12 protein-coding genes are annotated in these 17,648 nt (G+C 37.7%); 7 read left to right on the top strand and 5 right to left on the bottom strand.

Annotated elements, in window-relative coordinates; translation table 11 throughout:
- Positions 1-38: 38 nt before the first annotated feature.
- Positions 39-1,643, bottom strand: a complete 1,605-nt coding sequence (locus EA341_RS16830) for a S8 family peptidase (protein ID WP_293016333.1) — start codon at positions 1,641-1,643, stop codon at positions 39-41.
- A 372-nt stretch (positions 1,644-2,015) separates the two neighbouring features.
- Between EA341_RS16830 and EA341_RS16825 the strand changes: the two genes are divergently transcribed.
- From EA341_RS16825 to EA341_RS16815, 3 genes are all read left to right on the top strand, one after another.
- Positions 2,016-4,355: a TonB-dependent receptor gene (locus EA341_RS16825; protein ID WP_293016332.1), complete on the top strand. Its 2,340-nt coding sequence runs from the start codon at positions 2,016-2,018 to the stop codon at positions 4,353-4,355.
- An 87-nt stretch (positions 4,356-4,442) separates the two neighbouring features.
- On the top strand, positions 4,443-5,387 hold the full coding sequence (locus EA341_RS16820; protein WP_293016331.1) for a DUF4625 domain-containing protein: 945 nt from the start codon (positions 4,443-4,445) through the stop codon (positions 5,385-5,387).
- A 76-nt stretch (positions 5,388-5,463) separates the two neighbouring features.
- Positions 5,464-5,940, top strand: coding sequence for a hypothetical protein (locus tag EA341_RS16815; RefSeq protein ID WP_293016330.1), 477 nt, complete (start codon positions 5,464-5,466; stop codon positions 5,938-5,940).
- A 54-nt stretch (positions 5,941-5,994) separates the two neighbouring features.
- Here EA341_RS16815 and EA341_RS16810 read toward each other — a convergent pair whose 3' ends face one another.
- On the bottom strand, positions 5,995-6,513 hold the full coding sequence (locus tag EA341_RS16810) for a hypothetical protein (RefSeq protein WP_293016329.1): 519 nt from the start codon (positions 6,511-6,513) through the stop codon (positions 5,995-5,997).
- Positions 6,514-6,639: 126 nt separating this feature from the next.
- On the opposite strand from EA341_RS16810, the gene EA341_RS16805 reads away from it, so the two are divergent.
- The 3 genes from EA341_RS16805 to EA341_RS16795 all read left to right on the top strand — a co-directional run bounded on the left by EA341_RS16805 (position 6,640) and on the right by EA341_RS16795 (position 12,668).
- A complete protein-coding gene (locus EA341_RS16805) occupies positions 6,640-8,232 on the top strand; it encodes an ATP-dependent DNA ligase (RefSeq protein ID WP_293016328.1) in 1,593 nt (530 codons plus the stop codon).
- Entirely contained in the window at positions 8,216-10,672 is a 2,457-nt protein-coding gene (locus EA341_RS16800) for a ligase-associated DNA damage response DEXH box helicase (RefSeq protein ID WP_293016327.1), read from the top strand. Before EA341_RS16805 ends, EA341_RS16800 begins: the two co-directional genes overlap by 17 nt.
- Before the next feature lie 67 nt (positions 10,673-10,739).
- Positions 10,740-12,668 (top strand): tetratricopeptide repeat-containing sensor histidine kinase, encoded by a 1,929-nt coding sequence (locus EA341_RS16795; RefSeq protein ID WP_293016326.1) that lies wholly within the window; start codon positions 10,740-10,742, stop codon positions 12,666-12,668.
- On the opposite strand, the gene EA341_RS16790 is transcribed toward EA341_RS16795, so the two are convergent.
- The 3 genes from EA341_RS16790 to EA341_RS16780 all read right to left on the bottom strand — a co-directional run bounded on the left by EA341_RS16790 (position 12,665) and on the right by EA341_RS16780 (position 16,240).
- On the bottom strand, positions 12,665-14,113 hold the full coding sequence (locus EA341_RS16790) for a TrkH family potassium uptake protein (protein ID WP_293016325.1): 1,449 nt from the start codon (positions 14,111-14,113) through the stop codon (positions 12,665-12,667). The two genes, EA341_RS16795 and EA341_RS16790, sit on opposite strands and share 4 nt — an antisense overlap.
- A 2-nt stretch (positions 14,114-14,115) precedes the next feature.
- Positions 14,116-15,459 carry a Trk system potassium transporter TrkA gene (trkA, locus tag EA341_RS16785; RefSeq protein WP_293016324.1) on the bottom strand — a complete coding sequence of 448 codons (1,344 nt, stop codon included), beginning with the start codon at positions 15,457-15,459 and terminating at the stop codon, positions 14,116-14,118.
- A 106-nt stretch (positions 15,460-15,565) separates the two neighbouring features.
- On the bottom strand, positions 15,566-16,240 hold the full coding sequence (locus tag EA341_RS16780; protein ID WP_293016323.1) for a tetratricopeptide repeat protein: 675 nt from the start codon (positions 16,238-16,240) through the stop codon (positions 15,566-15,568).
- Between the two features lie 172 nt (positions 16,241-16,412).
- Here EA341_RS16780 and EA341_RS16775 point away from each other — a divergent pair, with 172 nt between their 5' ends.
- Positions 16,413-17,618, top strand: a complete 1,206-nt coding sequence (locus EA341_RS16775) for a GTP-binding protein (protein ID WP_293016322.1) — start codon at positions 16,413-16,415, stop codon at positions 17,616-17,618.
- Positions 17,619-17,648 lie beyond the last annotated feature (30 nt).

The raw sequence follows: 17,648 nt of genomic DNA, 5'->3' as shown, positions 1-17,648 counted from the left end.
ATGGACACGCGGCTTATCTATTTTTCAGTAATTGTAAATTAGAAAGTAATGGTTACACCACTGGAACAAACCTCAGAACCAGCTTCACAAACTGTATAAGTCAATGTTCCTGATCCCCTTAGGTTGGTTTGATCTGTATAAGAACCTGAATTGTTTACAGTAGCAATCTTGGTACCATCCCTATATATATCAACCTGAGAAGAACTCGCTCCGGACCAAGAAAGTTCTGCTCTCCAACGTCCTTGAACTTTAGTACCTGAACCAGTTAACGAAATGGCTGATGGATCGTCTCCTCCATTATCACCATCGTCTCCATCGTCTCCATCATCACCCCCATTATCACCATCATCACCGCCATTATCGCCATCATCTCCACCAGAAGAAGTACCTAATGAATAGAGCAAATGGTTGTTGACAGTTCTGGAATTAGTGACTTTGTTTTTTGTTGAAGTCTCCGAAAGGAAATTATATACTGCTTGAGCAGATGCTGAAGGATTACTTTGTAAAAAAAGAGCAGCAACACCAGCTACATGCGGTGATGCCATGGAAGTTCCACTAATGGTATTAGTAGCCGTATTACTTGTATGCCAAGCAGCTGTGATGGATGCACCTGGAGCAAAAATATCTACACAATCTCCATAGTTTGACCAAGAAGTCTTGGAGTCTGTACTAGTAGTTGCACCAACAGTATATGCTCTCGCTGCTCTTGCAGGAGAATAATTACACGCATTGGCCTCTCTTCCTCTAAAATCACCATTTCCAGCTGCCACTATTACAGGGACACCCGCATCGAACATTCTGGCTACCGCATCGTCTATCGCAGCACTTCCTCCACCTCCAAGTGACATGTTGGCAACTGAAGCACCGGAAGCATTAGCTGCTACCCAATCCATACCAGCTATTACACCGCTCCAAGATCCAGATCCATTGCAATCTAATACTCGAACACCCACTAGGGTAACTGCTTTAGCTACACCATAAACTGTACCTCCCACAGTACCTGCAACATGGGTTCCATGACCATTACAGTCCTCAGAATTACCACCAAAAGCATCAAAACCTCTTTGTGCACGATTTCCAAATTCACCATGTGTAGTGCGAACACCTGTATCTATAATATAGGCCGTAACTCCTTGCCCTGTAGCATTGTAAGTATAGGTTCCATTTAAAGGCAAATCACGCTGATCAATTCTGTCTAAACCCCAAGTTGCATTACTTTGAGTAGTTGAAGAGGCGTAGGCGTATTGATCAGGCTCTATATAAGCTACACTAGGATCCTGTTCAAGTGAGTTTAACTGTTCATCGCTCAGCTTCACCGCAAATCCTGGAATCAAATTTCCATAAACCCTTTCTACACTTGAGTCTTCAACCCCGTATCTAGCCAATAAATCCAATGTGAATTCTCTCATCAGAGACTGAACAGAAGTATACTCACCTGTTCTGCTGAAAGTAAGTTGATTCTCCTGTAAAACTACAATGTACTGACCAGGAATTACTCCTCGAGGTGTGTCGGTGGTAAAGACATCTAAATCCTCAAAAGACAATTCATTTTCGGCATCTTGACATGAAGTCATTACAAATGCCAAACTTAAGACGAGCAAACCTATCGGTTTACCGATCATCCCGTAAAATTTTTTAAGCATAATTAGTAAAGGTTAGTAAGTTGATAATGTAAATAATACATATTATGTTCTTACCAATCTATAAAATTTTATTTTACGATCAATAAAAAATAAGATAAATAAATACATTAAATATTGTATTCACCATATTAAACCAAACTTCTATTTGAATTGAATTGCAGAATTTTAAATTTAAAAGTTAAAAAAATATATTTATTCAACTTTTTCCATCCTTAATTATGACCATTCATGTAACCGAATTTAAATTGCAATTAAGTTTCAAAAAGCATTGGCTATTCAAGGAACTATTCTTACAATTTGATACTTTTGCATTTGAAACAATATTGCATTTCCTTGGTCCGCCATTATATCTTTATATTTTCTTTATTCTTTTTGAACACATTCTCCCTTGAAGCGCAACAAACAGGATTTTCTTTGTTTGGACAGGTTCAGGATGAAGATGGTTCAGGATTGATGGCTACAATTTCTATTCATGAATTGGGAAAAGGTACACTTGCAGATTTGGATGGCAATTTTACATTCAAGAATCTAAGACCTGGGTCATACCATTTACACATTACCCATGTAGGTTATAAATCTGAAAACAAAAATATATTTATCCAAGAAGGAGATTCTGAAGTAAAAATAACCCTGAAAGAATCTGCCATTCAGCTCGAGAGCTTGACGATTGAAGCAAACCCTTTTAAAAATGGCCCTTTGGAGCAATCTCAAACAATTTTGGTTTTAGATAGGGACTATTTGGAAAGAAACAATGGTGGGACATTCGCCAATGCATTGGAGAAACTCCCTGGCATCAGTACCATCAATACAGGTGTAGGTATCGCAAAACCTGTCATCAGAGGTATGAGTTTCAACAGAATCATGATCAATGACCGAGGTATCAAGCAGGAAGGCCAGCAATGGGGAGCAGATCACGGACTGGAAATTGATCCCTTTGATGTAGATAGAGTTGAAGTAGTAAAGGGTCCCTCCTCTCTTCTCTATGGCTCCGATGGAATGGCAGGAGTCATCAATATTTCCCCGCCCGCATTTAAGCAAAATGATGAAATAGAAGCCTCTTTTACAAGCATGTACAGGAGTAACAATGACATGTTTTCCAATTCAATTGCAATTGAAGGCAATGAAGGCGATATTATTTTTGGGGGTAGGTTTACCATGCAGGATTTTGCGGATTATAGGGTTCCTGCCAATCAATTCAATTATGCCGGGTTTATCCTGCCTATCAACAACAACAGGTTGAAAAACACAGCTGGGCGAGAAAGGCATTTTTCTACCATGGCTGGTGTAAAAAAAGATTGGGGATATTCCACACTAACTGTCAGTAAGTTTGATCAGGAGGCAGGAATTTTCGCAGGTGCAGTTGGCGTACCCAATTCTTACAACCTAAGACACGATGGAGATTTCAGAAACATTGATATTCCCAAACAAAGTAATCAACACTTGAAAGTATTGTGGAATAATAGTATCCTTATCAATGGAAATTGGGTAGAACTGGACTTTGGTTATCAAAAAAATGAAAGAAGGGAATTTTCAAGGCCTCACACACAGGAAGTAGGTCCTGACAATCCATTTGGTAACCTTGCTTTAGCCCTTACATTAGATGTCTTTACAGCAAATGCCCGCATCAATAAAACTCATGGTCAAAAAGGACAATCTATAATTGGGTTTAACTCCCAATTCTCTTCTAATGAGCAAAGCGGTTTTGAATTTTTACTTCCTAATTTTCAATCATTTCAGGGAGGCCTTTTTTATTTTAGAGAGTACAAATTCAGCCCCAATTTAATCCTTAATGGAGGTCTAAGGTTGGATGGCGCATATCACGATATACAAGAACACTTACAACCTATCTTTGAAAGGTTGAGGCCTACAGGGGAAACTGATCAAAGAAATCCTGATATTCAAAAGGAATTTTTTAATGGAAGTGCTTCCACAGGCCTTTCTTGGGTATTTTCGGATAATTTCAACCTAAAATTTAACTTGGGGTCAGCTTATCGAATCCCTACCCCAATTGAGCTGTCTTCCAATGGTGTTCATCACGGAAATTTTCGTCATGAAGTGGGTAATGCCAACTTGGAACGAGAAAGAAGCTACCAATCAGACATTAACTTGGCCTATTCCAGTAAAAGATTTTTGATATCCCTGAGTCCTTTCTTTGGTTATTATGATGGTTATATTTACCTCTCTCCGGCAGCAAGATTTTCCCCATTACCAGGCTCTAGTATTATTTGGGAATACCGCCAAAACAACGCCATTTTCACGGGAGGTGAACTGATGTCTACCTTCTCCCCCTTCAAAGGCTTTTCTATCAACTTTGGTGCAGAATATGTTTATAATAAAAATCTGGATACAGGATTACCTTTACCTTTGACCCCACCATTCAGTGCTTTGACTGGAATTGAATATAAGTTGCCAGAAGTAGCGCGCCTACTTGATAACCTTTACTTTTTTGCTGAGGTACGACATGCTGAGGATCAAAACCGTGTGGATAGGAATGAAAGATCCACACCGGGATATACCCTTTTAGAAGCAGGGCTTGGTGGTGATATCAAAATCGCCAAACAGGAAGTGAAGTTTCAACTCTCCGGCCAAAACCTAACAAACGAAGTATATTTCAATCACTTGAGCCGGTATAGGTTATTGAATTTGCCTGAGCAAGGAAGAAATATTAGCTTTTCTCTCAAAGTCCCCATTGCTGTAAGAAATAAAAATTAATCCTGATTTTATTGACTAAACTAAATTACCTAGCTATATTTGCAACCATATTGCATTTACAACTTTATTACATTAATTACTAAACCAATGAAAAGAATACCATTATTGATCAGCTCATTGTTTCTTGCAGCTGTTTTTTCATGCACGGACGACAATGATAATCCACCTGTATCAGATTTAAATGCACCTGAAATTGGGTTTGCAGAAGGTAGGGATAGTTTCAGACCTATGGAAGGTGAAGTAAGGGCTTCTACTACAGACCACATGCACGTACGATTTAGCGTTTCAGATGAATCAGGTATTGGACAAGTGCTGGTAGATGTCCACAATTCATTTGATGGGCATACCCACGGAAGATTAAATAATACATTTACAGCTTTGAATGTGAAGGATATTTATGGACCTGATGCCTCTCAGGCATTTTTGAGATTTCCTGAAGGAGCTACATTTTTAAATGTTGATGGTTCAGCCACAGACATTTACTGGGGTGGTCCAACTTCAAGAGTTGAAAACAATGTACTTGCAGGACCTTACGATATTGTAATTTCTGCGGTTGACGTAAATGGTAATCAAACCAGTTTTGCAGATAACAGTAATTACATTGCTACATTTTACATTGAAAGACCGTATGCACCGATGATTTCCGTCACTAATTTACATGATGGTGAGATTGAAGGTGAAGCAGGAGAAGCATTGGAAGTTGTGGGATCCGTAGGAATGGGTGACCACGAATTAAGTGCTGAGATTTCTTTCCTTTGGGTGAGATTGGTAGACGAAGATCATGACCATGACCATAATAGCAGAGTTTCAGGTGAAGAGTTTTATGAAAAAGTTTGGGGAACATCTGTATGGAGAGACGGCATGAGTGGTCCTGGAATCATCAACGGAGAAGAACTGAAATTTGAGGATATTCTTTCAGGAGAAAATGCAATAATTCTTCCTGAAGGTGAAGATCATTTGGAACTTATTATCTGGGCTGAGGATGTAAATGGCAATATCACCAGAAAAGTATATGAAGTTCATATTGATTAATCACAATTCAATAACTATTTTGGAGGGAAAATCTTAAGAGGTTTTCCCTCTTTTCTTTTAACCAACCAAATCAATTATGAAAAAAGTTTTGTTTTCAATGCTTGCGGGGGCTTTTGCTCTCTCTGTAGTAAGCTGTTCTCAGCAAAAAGATCAGGATGGTGATCCGGCTATTTATGCCGAAGCCAATGAAATTCATCAATCTTCTTTAGACATCAGGGAAGAAATTTTGGAACTCGAAAAGACCTTAAAAGAAAATGGCATTGAGAACGACGACATCAAAGATCTTCTTAAAGCTTGGGATAAGGATATCATTGAAGTACCAGGACACGAACATTCGCATGATGATGAGCATCAGAGAGACTACCATGTACATAACCCGATGAAACCCTTTTCAGATGCTGAGCATTTGGAATACCAAAAAATTATGTATGAAGAGATTGTAGAAATCAAAAATAAGATTCACGAAATTCTTTTAGAAAAATCAAATAAGGAAGAAGAGCAGGAAGGTGACAGAGATGTCATAGATGAAGTAACCGACCCTGAAGAAGCCTAATGCTTTAAAATGTTCAAAAAAGCCATCTTTCAGATGGCTTTTTTGATGCTTAATTTAAAAGTATGGTGAGCACAAAGTCACATTTTCTTTGTCAAAGTTAACTGGACTATTGTCATTAGCTCCCACATTACCAGCAGCCAGTATAATTTGGTATTCCGGTCCAGAATCAGCGAGATGCACTTTGATATGTCCATCTAGTGTCTTAAAATCTTCAAATGTCAATACCCTTTGATCTGATAGCATTCCCAAAACAGTACTGCTTTTTAACGTTCGGATATCTATAGGCTTCAACATATGAGCCATAGGTGCATCAACCACATCATAGCTTCCAAAATGTAAATGGGCTGGAAAAAAATACTCCTCTTCTCCTTTTTCACCCTGAAGCTCAATAGTCAACTCCAACTCCCCTCCCATCAATTCTCTTACAAACAGCACTCCCGAATATTCAAAATCTGATGCTTGGTACAAAGTATATTCCAATTCATTTCCAGTATATAATTGTTCAATTTTGTCTTCTTCTTGGCAAGAAATAAAGAAGAGCGAAATAAGGAGCGGATATATTAACTTTTTCATAACAGGGTAGTTTGTCAATCAAGAAAACGAAAGCGAGTATTATGTAGTTTAAATTTTCAGTTTAATTTAAGTATTAAATTCACACTTCTTTGTAATATAAATCACCAATCAGGAAAAAAACCAACTATGAAGCAATTTGCCTCACTTTTTTTTAAACTAGACCAAAGCAATAAGACAAATGATAAGCTGACGGCCTTGAGTAAATACTTTTTAGATGTTTCCGATGAAGATAAATTATGGACACTTGCACTTTTCACCCATAAAAGACCCAAAAGACAAGTAAATACAAGATTGCTTCGTGATTGGTGCTGTGAACTAACCGGTATACCTGACTGGCTATTTGAAGAATCTTACCAAACAGTGGGGGATTTGGCCGAAACTCTATCCCTCCTACTTCCCGTCAATTCCCAGAGTCAAGATAAATCCCTCTCCTATTGGATTAATTACCTAATGGAATTGAAAGATATTCCAGAGGATGAAAAAAAAACTAAAATCCTCTATGCGTGGTCTGTTTTAGAAAAGGAGGAACAATTTATTTTCACTAAAATCATTACGGGGGGTTTCAGGGTTGGAGTCAGCCAAAACTTGATTACCCAAGCAGTTGCCAATGCCTTTAATTTAGAAAAGACAGAGGTCGCTCACAGGCTAATGGGTCAATGGCATCCCCAATCCACTGATTTTAAGGAATTGATTCTATCCAAAAACCTATCAGACGACCTATCTAGACCTTACCCTTTTTATCTTGCTCATTCATTGGAAAAGCCTTTAGAAGAACTTGGAGATCTAGGGGATTGGCAAATAGAATGGAAATGGGATGGTATCCGGGGACAGATAATTCATAGAAAATCCGAAATTTTTATCTGGTCTAGAGGTGAAGAATTGGTAACAGAAAAATTCCCCGAACTTACAGAAATGGCTTCTCACCTTCCTGCCAATTGTGTGATTGATGGTGAAATCATTGCTTACAGAGATGGGAGTCCCTTGCCTTTTGGACTCTTGCAGACAAGAATTGGCCGAAAAAACCTAAGTAAAAAGATATTGAAAGATGCACCTGTTAGCTTTATTTGCTACGACATTATGGAATTTGAAGGTGAAGACATTAGGAAAAAGTCTATTGAAGAAAGACGAAGGATTTTAGAAAAAGTAGTCAAAGAGGCTTCACATCCTCATTTAAATATTTCAGAAATCGTTCTTAATGAAAGTTGGGGAGCATTGAAAGAGTTGCACAAGGAATCCAGAAAAATGATGGCTGAAGGTTTTATGCTCAAACACAAAAACTCAGCCTACGAAGTTGGAAGGAAGCGAGGAAATTGGTGGAAATGGAAAATTGACCCTCTGACGATAGATGGTGTGATGATTTATGCACAAAAGGGTCATGGCAGACGTGCTGATTTATATACAGATTATACATTGGGTGTTTGGGATGGAGAAAACCTGGTACCATTCGCCAAGGCATATTCAGGTCTTACAGATGCTGAAATGAAAGAAGTAGACAAATATGTCAAACAAAATACGTTGGAACGATTTGGCCCTGTAAGAACGGTAAAGCCAGGTTTAGTTTTTGAAATAGCGTTTGAAGGCATTCGAAAAAGCAGCAGGCATAAATCAGGAATTGCCTTAAGATTTCCTAGGATTCAGCGCTGGAGAAAAGACAAGCCCATAGAAGAAGCGAATACATTGATGGAGCTCAAAGCACTTTTACATGCTAAGGAAGAATAAGGAATTAAAACCTGCTATTGATTATTTCAAGTCCAAGTCTTGGAAACCATTTCAATTTCAAATTCAGACTTGGAAAGATTTTTTGGATGGAAAATCCGGTATTCTTAATGCTCCTACCGGCAGTGGTAAAACATTTGCACTGTGGTTCCCGGTTATTTTGAATTATATTCAAAACAACCCTGACACCTGGCAGAAGCCACAGAAAAATGGGCTTAAAATAATTTGGGTAACACCTTTGCGGGCTTTAGCCATAGATATCCAAAAAGCAATGCAGGAAGTATGTGATACTTTAGGACTTCCTTGGAAAGTAGCTGTCCGAAATGGGGATTCCAGTACAAAGGAAAGAACTGCACAAAAAAAAAATCCACCAGAATGCTTAGTGACAACCCCTGAAACCCTTCATGTGCTTCTGGCTCAGAAAGAAAATTCAATACTTTTCAAAAACCTGGATAGTATTATCATTGACGAATGGCATGAACTCATGGGCAACAAGCGAGGGGTACAGGTGCAATTGGCCATGGCTTATATCCGCTCCTTGCGACAAAGTAAAATCAAAATTTGGGGTATCTCCGCTACAATTGGGAATATTGAGGAGGCATTCAAGGTACTTTTAGGTAACGAAATCCCACTTCATATTGTCAAAGCTGAAGTAAACAAACAAATCAATATCAACACCGTCTTTCCAGACGAACTTGAAAAATATCCTTGGGCCGGTCACTTGGGCATCAAGTTAATTGATAAGGTTTTGCCTATTATTGACAAGCATCAATCAGTTCTCCTTTTTACAAACACCAGAGCTCAAACTGAAATTTGGTACCAGAAACTTATGGAACTTCGGCCTGATCTTGCGGGTCTGGCAGCCATACATCATGGTTCTTTAGATCAAAAAGTAAGGGCTTGGGTTGAGGAAGCGCTGCATTTTGGAAAGTTAAAAGTTGTGGTGTGTACTTCTTCACTTGATTTGGGAGTTGACTTCAGGCCAGTTGATGCTGTAATTCAAATCGGAAGTCCCAAAGGAGTAGCGAGATTCATCCAAAGAGCGGGAAGATCAGGGCACCAACCAGGCCTACCCAGTGAAATCTACTTTGTACCAACCCACTCTCTTGAACTCTTGGAGGCTGCAGCCCTTCGAAAAGCTACCTTAGAGCAGGATATGGAATCGATACATTGTCCAACTCTTACTTATGATGTGTTGATACAGTTTATGGTTACCCTTGCTGTTGGAGAAGGTTTTTATCCTGATGAACTTTTTCGGATCATTAAAGAAACCTACTCATTCAAAAACCTAAGTCAAGAAGAGTATGATTGGATGCTATCGTTTATCACAAAAGGAGGCTCATCCCTTAGCGGTTATGAAGAGTTTGCCAAAGTGGAAATAGGTATTGATGGAAAGTACCACGTTACCAACAGAAAAACAGCTATGAGGCATCGTTTGAGTATGGGGACCATTGTCAGTGATCCCATGCTGAAGGTAAAGTTTCAAAATGGAGCATTTTTAGGTATGGTTGAAGAATACTTTTTCTCAAAAATGAAGCCTGGAGACAGGTTTTTCTTCTCGGGTAGGAACTTGGAGTTTGTCAAAATCAAAGAACTGAGTGCTATCGTTAAGCTATCCAATAAAAAAAGCAGTAATACACCCTCTTACATGGGAGGAAGAATTTCATTGACCTCAAAATTATCTGGAAAAATCAGGGAAATTTTAGAGGAAAGTCTACATCAAAATTACTATTCTGAAGAAGTAAGGTACCTAATACCACTTCTGGATTTACAACGGAGTTTATCGCTTATACCAGCCAATGATACGTTTTTGATCGAAAAAAACATATCAAAAGAAGGATACCATATCTTCTTTTTTCCCTTTGAAGGTAGAATGGTTCATGAAATTTTAGGCGCACTGATTGCCTACAGATTGTCGGTAAGTTATCCTATTACACTCAGTATCGCCATGAATGATTATGGCTTTGAATTGCATTCAGACCAGCCTATTCCCATTGAAGATGCTTTGGAGGAAGATCTTTTTACAGAAAAAAACCTTGAAGAAGATATCCTAGCCTGTATCAATGAAAGTGAAATGGCTAAAAGAAAATTCAGAGATGTTGCCACCATATCAGGTTTGATATTCCAAGGCTACCCAGGTAAACCGATCAAACTCAAACATCTTCAATCCAATTCGGGAATTCTTTACGGGGTATTTGAGGACTATGATCCTGACAACCTGTTGCTGCAGCAAGCGCATAAAGAAGTACTGGATATGCAGATGGAAAAAAACAAGATCTTAATGGCTATCAAAAAAATAAACAGGCAGAAAATTGTCCTGAAAAACCCTGGACAATTTACTCCTTTTTCCTTTCCAATCATGGTCGATAGACTTAGGGCTTCACTAAGTTCTGAATCCTTGGAGGATAGAATTGCTAAAATGAGAGCACAATTGATTTCATGATGAAAAAATCATTTTGTAAAGGGACAATAAAAGCATAATTTCAGGCTTAAATAGAAAAACACTCACTTTGAGAGCCATAATCACCCTTTGTTTACAGGCAAAATTCCTTTATACATCTACTTTTGTATTTAGTATTTTTATTAATTCAGTTTTAGCTCAAGACCAGCTGCTGACAGATCATAAATCCAAGGCAGATAGTTTACATAGCCTACTGCAAAAGACAAGTAGTCCATCCGAAAGACTTGAATTGCTTTCAGAGTTAGTTTGGGAAATTCACTACTCCGATACAGCACAAGCTTATTATTTAGAAGCAATTGAATTGGCCAAGTCATTAGGAAATATCAATCTTGCTACTCAGAACATCAATAGGTTAGGTGTTTATTATAGAAATAAAAACCTCCAAGAAGAGGCGCTCATACATTACCAACAGGCTTTGGAATTGAGCCTAGCGGCTGAATTGGATATTCAAATAGGACATTCTCTGAATAACATTGGTCAGATTTACTTTTATAGAGATTTGTTTGAGGAAGCACTGGAAAATTATAGAGAGGCAGAGAGCTATTTTTTGAAAGCAGAAGATAAAGATGGTTTGGGTTATAACTACACTGGTTTGGCCGTGGTTTTGGGAGAGTTGGGAAGATACCTTGAAGCCATACAGGTGATCAATAAAGCTATTGAAATCCGTGAAGAACTCGGAAATGAAAGACAACTTGCTGTATCAAAATTCAACCGTGCTAATCTACTTTTGGATATGGGAGATTATGAAAGTGCGGAAATTGACATTAAGAACCTTTATAATTTTGGACAAAAATATGACCTGGTAAGGGCAATAAATGCCTTGGAGAAGCTAGTAGAACTCAAAATTAAACAAGGAAACATGGACGCTGCGATTGCTTATGCGGATACTGCGATTTCTCTTCATTCAAAGAGACCAAATACTGAATCAATGATTCCTATCCTTCAGCAAATCAGTCAATTGTATTTCCAAAAAGGGGATCAGGAAAAATACATTTACTACAATGACTTGTTACAAAAAGAAAGAAATATCCTGAATGAAGAAAAAACAAAAAACTACCTTGCTGCTATCACTATTAGGAAACAAAAAGATGAAATCGAAGCCCTAAGTAGGGAAAATGCCTTGATTGAAAAAAACAAACGGATTCAAAGGTACTTGGCTATTGCCATGTTGATCATCATGGCAGGACTCATCTACGTTTTATTCACTTATTACCATTTTTTGAAAAAAGAAAGGGAAAAAAACGAGATCCTGAGTCTCCAAAAAAAACAGATTGAAAAACAAGCTGTAGAACTTGATGAAACCAACCGTGTGAAGGACAAGATGTTCTCAATTATTTCCCATGACCTCCGCGGCCCACTCCATTCACTCATGGGAATGGTGCAGCTGGTGAATGAAGAAAATTTGAGTAAAGAGGATTTTCAGGAATACATTCCCAAAGTAGCTAGCAGTCTTGGAGAAAATGAACAACTGCTCGAGAATCTTTTGATTTGGTCCCGTAATCAGATGAAAGGTATGATTGTGAACAAAACCAAAGTAAATTTTTTCTTATTGGTCGAAAAAAACATCAGTTTACTGAATCAAACCAATTTGTATAAAGGCCAACTCATTATCAATAAGATTCCTGAATCATTGATTGTACATTCTGATAAAGATATGCTGGATATTGTCATTAGGAACCTACTGACCAATGCTTTAAAATATACCCATAAGGGTGACGGAATAGTATTTGATGTCAAAGAGGAAACTGATAAATTCATTTTCATTGTAAAAGATGATGGCATAGGAATGAAAGCAGAAATCATGGAAAACCTTTTCAGCAATAAGTTTTTAACGTCTCCAGGTACAAAACAAGAAAAAGGAACAGGATTAGGGTTGATGCTCTCCAAAGAACTGATCGAAATGAATCATGGTGAGATTTGGGCCAAAAGCATTCCAGGAGAAGGTTCTGAATTTTTATTCAGTATTCCTAAGGTTTAATTAGCCCTCCAGAAATAGGGTGTAAAGAGCACTAGAATTGTAAATAGCTCCAGTCTTCCCAGCAACATCAAAAAGGAAAGAAATATCTTCGAAAAAGGATCAAAGAATGCAAAATTATCCTCAGGTCCTACCCTGCCTATTGCAGGGCCTACGTTTCCAAGGCTGGTAGCCACGGCTCCAAAAGAGGTTAAAATGTCATACCCCATCAAAGAAATAACAATGGATCCTACTACAAATATCATCAGGTAAATTAGTAGGAAATTCATGATATGGGTAATAATCTTTCCTGTCACTCTTTCTCCATTGATTTTTAAAGGAACAACCGCTCTCGGGTGTACTATTCTTTTGAATTCCAACCATGAATTTTTGAAGAAAGTAAGGTGTCTTATAAATTTGATTCCTCCTGAAGTAGAACCTGCAGAGGCTCCAAGAAATAAAAACATAAAAAAAACAAGAGTCAAACCTGAATGATAGGCTGTATAATCTGTTGTTACATAACCAGTAGTAGTAATCAAAGAAACGATTTGAAACAAGGTATCTCTAAAAGCACTCTCAATATTCTCTTGAGAATAATATAAAACAGGCCCAAACAACAATACTGTAAAGGTAAGTATTGCAATAGAATAGGCTTTAAACTCGTCCGATTTCAAAACTTTTTTCAGTCTACCAGTCAGCCCAAAATAAATGACAGTAAAATTAGTACCCGCCAAAAACATAAAAACAATAGCCGTATACTGAATAAGAGGCGAGAAATAAGCCATACTGTCATTTTTAGTCGAAAATCCACCTGTTGCCATTGTGGTAAGGGCATGGTTGACAGCATCATAAAAATTCATCCCCTCGAAATAATATAGTATGCCTACAGCAACTGTAAGTCCTATATAAACAAACCAAAGTCTTTTAGCTGTTTCCCTTATTCGGGGATGTAGCTTATCAGAAGTAGGGCCAGGTGATTCAGCTACGAAAAGCTCAATACCGCCTATACCCAAAAGGGGAAATATAGCAACAGTAAGTACGATGATACCTAGTCCACCAATCCATTGTGTCATAGATCTCCAGAAGAGTATACCTTTGGGAGTGGCCTCAATGTCTGTAAGGATTGTAGCCCCTGTGGTAGTCAATCCTGATACTGTCTCAAAAATAGCATCAGGGAGGCTATCAACAACCCCACTCAGCAGGTATGGCAGCATACCAAAAATGCTCATGAATAACCAACTTAAGGAAACAATCATGTACCCTTCCCTTTTTCTGATATTCTGATCCTGATTGGAAAAGGAAAAAAACAAAATAGCTCCAGCGATCAATGACGCTAATGCTGAGTAAATTATAGGTAGTTGGTCTCCACTTTCAAAATAGTATGCAAAAAATACCCCAGGTAGCATTAGCAAAGACAAGAGCATCAATAAGGCTCCCATGATTTTCCCTATTGCCTTAAAATGAATCATATTTAATGGAAAAGTTTATCTAATGCTATTTTAGCTGACGGCAAAGCCAAAACAATGGCTTTGTCTTCCAACTGTAAGGTAAATTCTCCGTCAGGAATAAAGACTTGGTCTTCTCCCCTAATAACACCTGCCACTATCGCAGTATCGGGGAAATGAAGATTTTTTAAAGGATTCTTAATCACCCTGTTATTTTTATTGACTACATATTGGATAATTTCTGCATCAACCCCATAAATTCCCGAAATGGCTTCCACTTTTCCCTTTCTGAAAAACCGGGTAATTTGATTTGCAGCAACCAACTTTTTATTGATCAATGAATCTACTCCGATGCTATGTGAAATATGTATGTATTCCCTCGTATCTACATGGGCAATGGTTTTGTAAACACCATGATTTTTTGCACTCAATGAAGTGATGATATTGGTTTCGGAAGATTCAGTAAGCGAAATAAAAGCTTCCATTTCTTCGAGCCCCTCCTCTATCAAAAGCTCAATATTTTTATAATCTCCATTGATCACGAGAGTTTTAGCTAACCTTTCTGAAAGCCACTTACACCTTTCCTTATCTTTATGGACTAAGGTTACCCTATAATCATGTTCCAAAGTCAATGCAGTAGTGTAAGCCATGTCATCACCTCCTATGATCATGACATTCTTGATGGATACCTTTTTTTGCCCCAAAAGATCCACAATCGAACTCACAGCCTTTTTATTGGATATGAAAAATACATGGTCATTATTTCTGATGATGGTATTTCCTCTAGGAATGATGGTAATCTGATCTCTTACGATAGCTATGATTTTTACATCTTCAAAAATAGGGTTATCACGCATATCAGCAATTTTCTTATTGACCAAGTTGCTGTATTGGTCCAGAGTGATTCCCACTACGTTCAGTTTCCCTCCTTCAAATTCAAAAACATCCGAAAAAACAGAATTTTTAATCATTCTGGAAATTTCCCCGCTGCAAAGCATAGTTGGGGAGATAATATTATCTATTCCAATGTTCTTAAAATATTGATCATGCTCTGGATTTAGGTAATCGTGGTTCCTGACCCTGGCTATTACTCGCTTTGCTCCCAATTGCTTAGCCAGAATAGCAGCAAGTATATTGGTTTTTTCTGATGTGGTCACTGCCATAAACATATTGGCATTTGCCACATTGGCATTTTTAAGGATTTCAATAGATGTAGCATCTCCTAACACAGTCAAAACGTCCAAATGAGCAGAGGCATAATCTAAGGCATCTTTATCCAAATCGACTAAGGTAATATCCTTGTTTTCAAAACTGAGACGCTCTGATAAGTGGTAGCCCATATCGCCTGCACCGGCTATGACTATATTCATAAAAGATAATTTGTTTGTATATGTACAGTCCTTATAATAAACCTATACATCAATTGGTCGAAAGGTAAATGCTTTTCAATATTTACCCAAAAAATCACATTATAATTTACTTACAATATGTCTCTAGGTATTTGTCAGTAACTTTACTTCCTAAATCTAAAGCTGTATTCCAATCCTTACAAGCAGCTTCACCTTTTTCAGTTTTATAATAAGCATAACCTCTATTGGTAAGGATATCATAATTGTCAGGACTTAGCGTCAAGGCATAATCATAATCAGGTATGGCTTTCTTGTACTGCTCCGTTTTCAAATAGCAATTGCCTCTATTGAAATGGTAAGCCCACACCAGTGGAAAATCTTCACCGTTTACCTTACTATAATTGATGGCATCTGTGTAGGCTTCTATTGCTTCTTCGAACCGTTCTTCCTTCTGTAATAAATTTCCGAGATAATAAGCCATCTCATCATCTTCTTCAAAAATTTCAAGCCCTACTTTTAAAACCTCGACCACCTTTTCAATTTTTTCTTGAACGTGTCTTCCTGCTCTGTAATAATTCAGATAAGCTGGATGAAAAGAGGGATCATCCTCTAAAACAGACTCAAGTATTTTGGCAGCTGATGCATGTTTTTCATCTTCAATCATATCCAAGGCTGTATTGTTGATCACAATTGAATTCTCCCTTACTTCTGGGTATACGTCATATATTTTCTGTCCATTGGCATAAAAAACAGAAACCATAAAAAGAAAAAAATACAATAAAAACACCTTTTTACACTTCATATTCATTAACATTTTTAGTTTTCCTGCAAACATGCTCCTCAAAAAACACTTGTTTTAATGACTAACAAATATGGTTTAAAAATAATTTACATCCTTTGCTGGAGCCTTCATTAATCTAGTTTATATTTGCAATATTGTTGCATAAATAAAAAGGTATTAAGACTAAACAAGTATGAATTTAAATAAACTACCAGTCACAGTTCTAAGTGGTTTTTTAGGTGCTGGAAAAACAACATTACTCAATCATATACTACACAACAAAGAGGGCTTGAAAGTAGCCGTTATTGTCAATGACATGAGTGAGGTAAATGTGGATGCCAAATTGGTGGAAAATGAAAATACCCTTTCAAGAACTGAAGAAAAGTTGGTTGAAATGAGTAATGGCTGTATTTGCTGCACCCTTAGAGAGGATTTGATGGTAGAAGTAGAGAAATTAGCCAAAGAAGGCCGATTTGATTATTTATTGATCGAAAGTACCGGAATTAGTGAACCTGTTCCTGTTGCCCAGACCTTTAGCTTTGTTGATGAGGAAAATGGGATTGACCTTTCAAAGTTCAGTTACGTTGACACGATGGTAACTGTGGTGGACTGTTTCAATTTTTTCAAGGATTTTAATACAGATGAACTCTTGATGGACAGAAAGCTGACGGACATGGAAAATGATTACCGAACCATAGTCAATTTGCTAACAGATCAGATTGAATTTGCCAATGTCATCATCCTGAACAAGACAGATCTTGTAGATCCTGACACTGTTGGTTTGCTTAAGGCTTCTATCAAAAAATTAAATCCAGATGCCAAAATATTAATGTCACAATTTGGCAAGGTAGCGCCTGCTCAAATCCTCAACACAGGACTCTTTGACTTTGAGGAAGCACAATCTTCTGCGGGTTGGCAAAAAGAGTTACAATCTGATGGGCACACACCAGAAACAGAAGAATATGGAATCGGTTCCTTTGTTTTCAGAAATCAAAAGCCATTCCATCCACAAAGAATGTTTGACTTTCTCAGTAACGACTATCCTGCAGGAGTGATCAGGGCCAAAGGTTTATTTTGGTTGGCCTCAAGGCCAGACGAAGCATTGAATTTTTCACAGGCAGGTGGTTCATTCAGAATGGAAAAAGCGGGTGTATGGTGGTGTAGCATGCCGTATTCCCAGAGGATTAGATTTGAATCATACGTTTATAACCAAGAGTATATTGAATCCAAATGGAGTAAAAAATGGGGAGACCGGATGAATGAGCTGGTATTTATTGGACAGGATTTAGACAAGGAAGAAATACTTGAAACACTTGAATCATGTCTTTTAAATGAAAATGAAATCATACAGTTTGAACAAAAAGAAGAATTCTATGATCCTTTTCCAGCACAAATTTGATTTTTTGGGTAATGTTAGTGTGGGGGAATT

This window comes from Mongoliibacter sp. (assembly GCF_007692705.1).
GTDB lineage: Bacteria > Bacteroidota > Bacteroidia > Cytophagales > Cyclobacteriaceae > Mongoliibacter.
The sequence above is the reverse complement of the archived record's forward strand: the minus strand, read 5'-3'. Positions and strand labels throughout refer to the sequence as shown.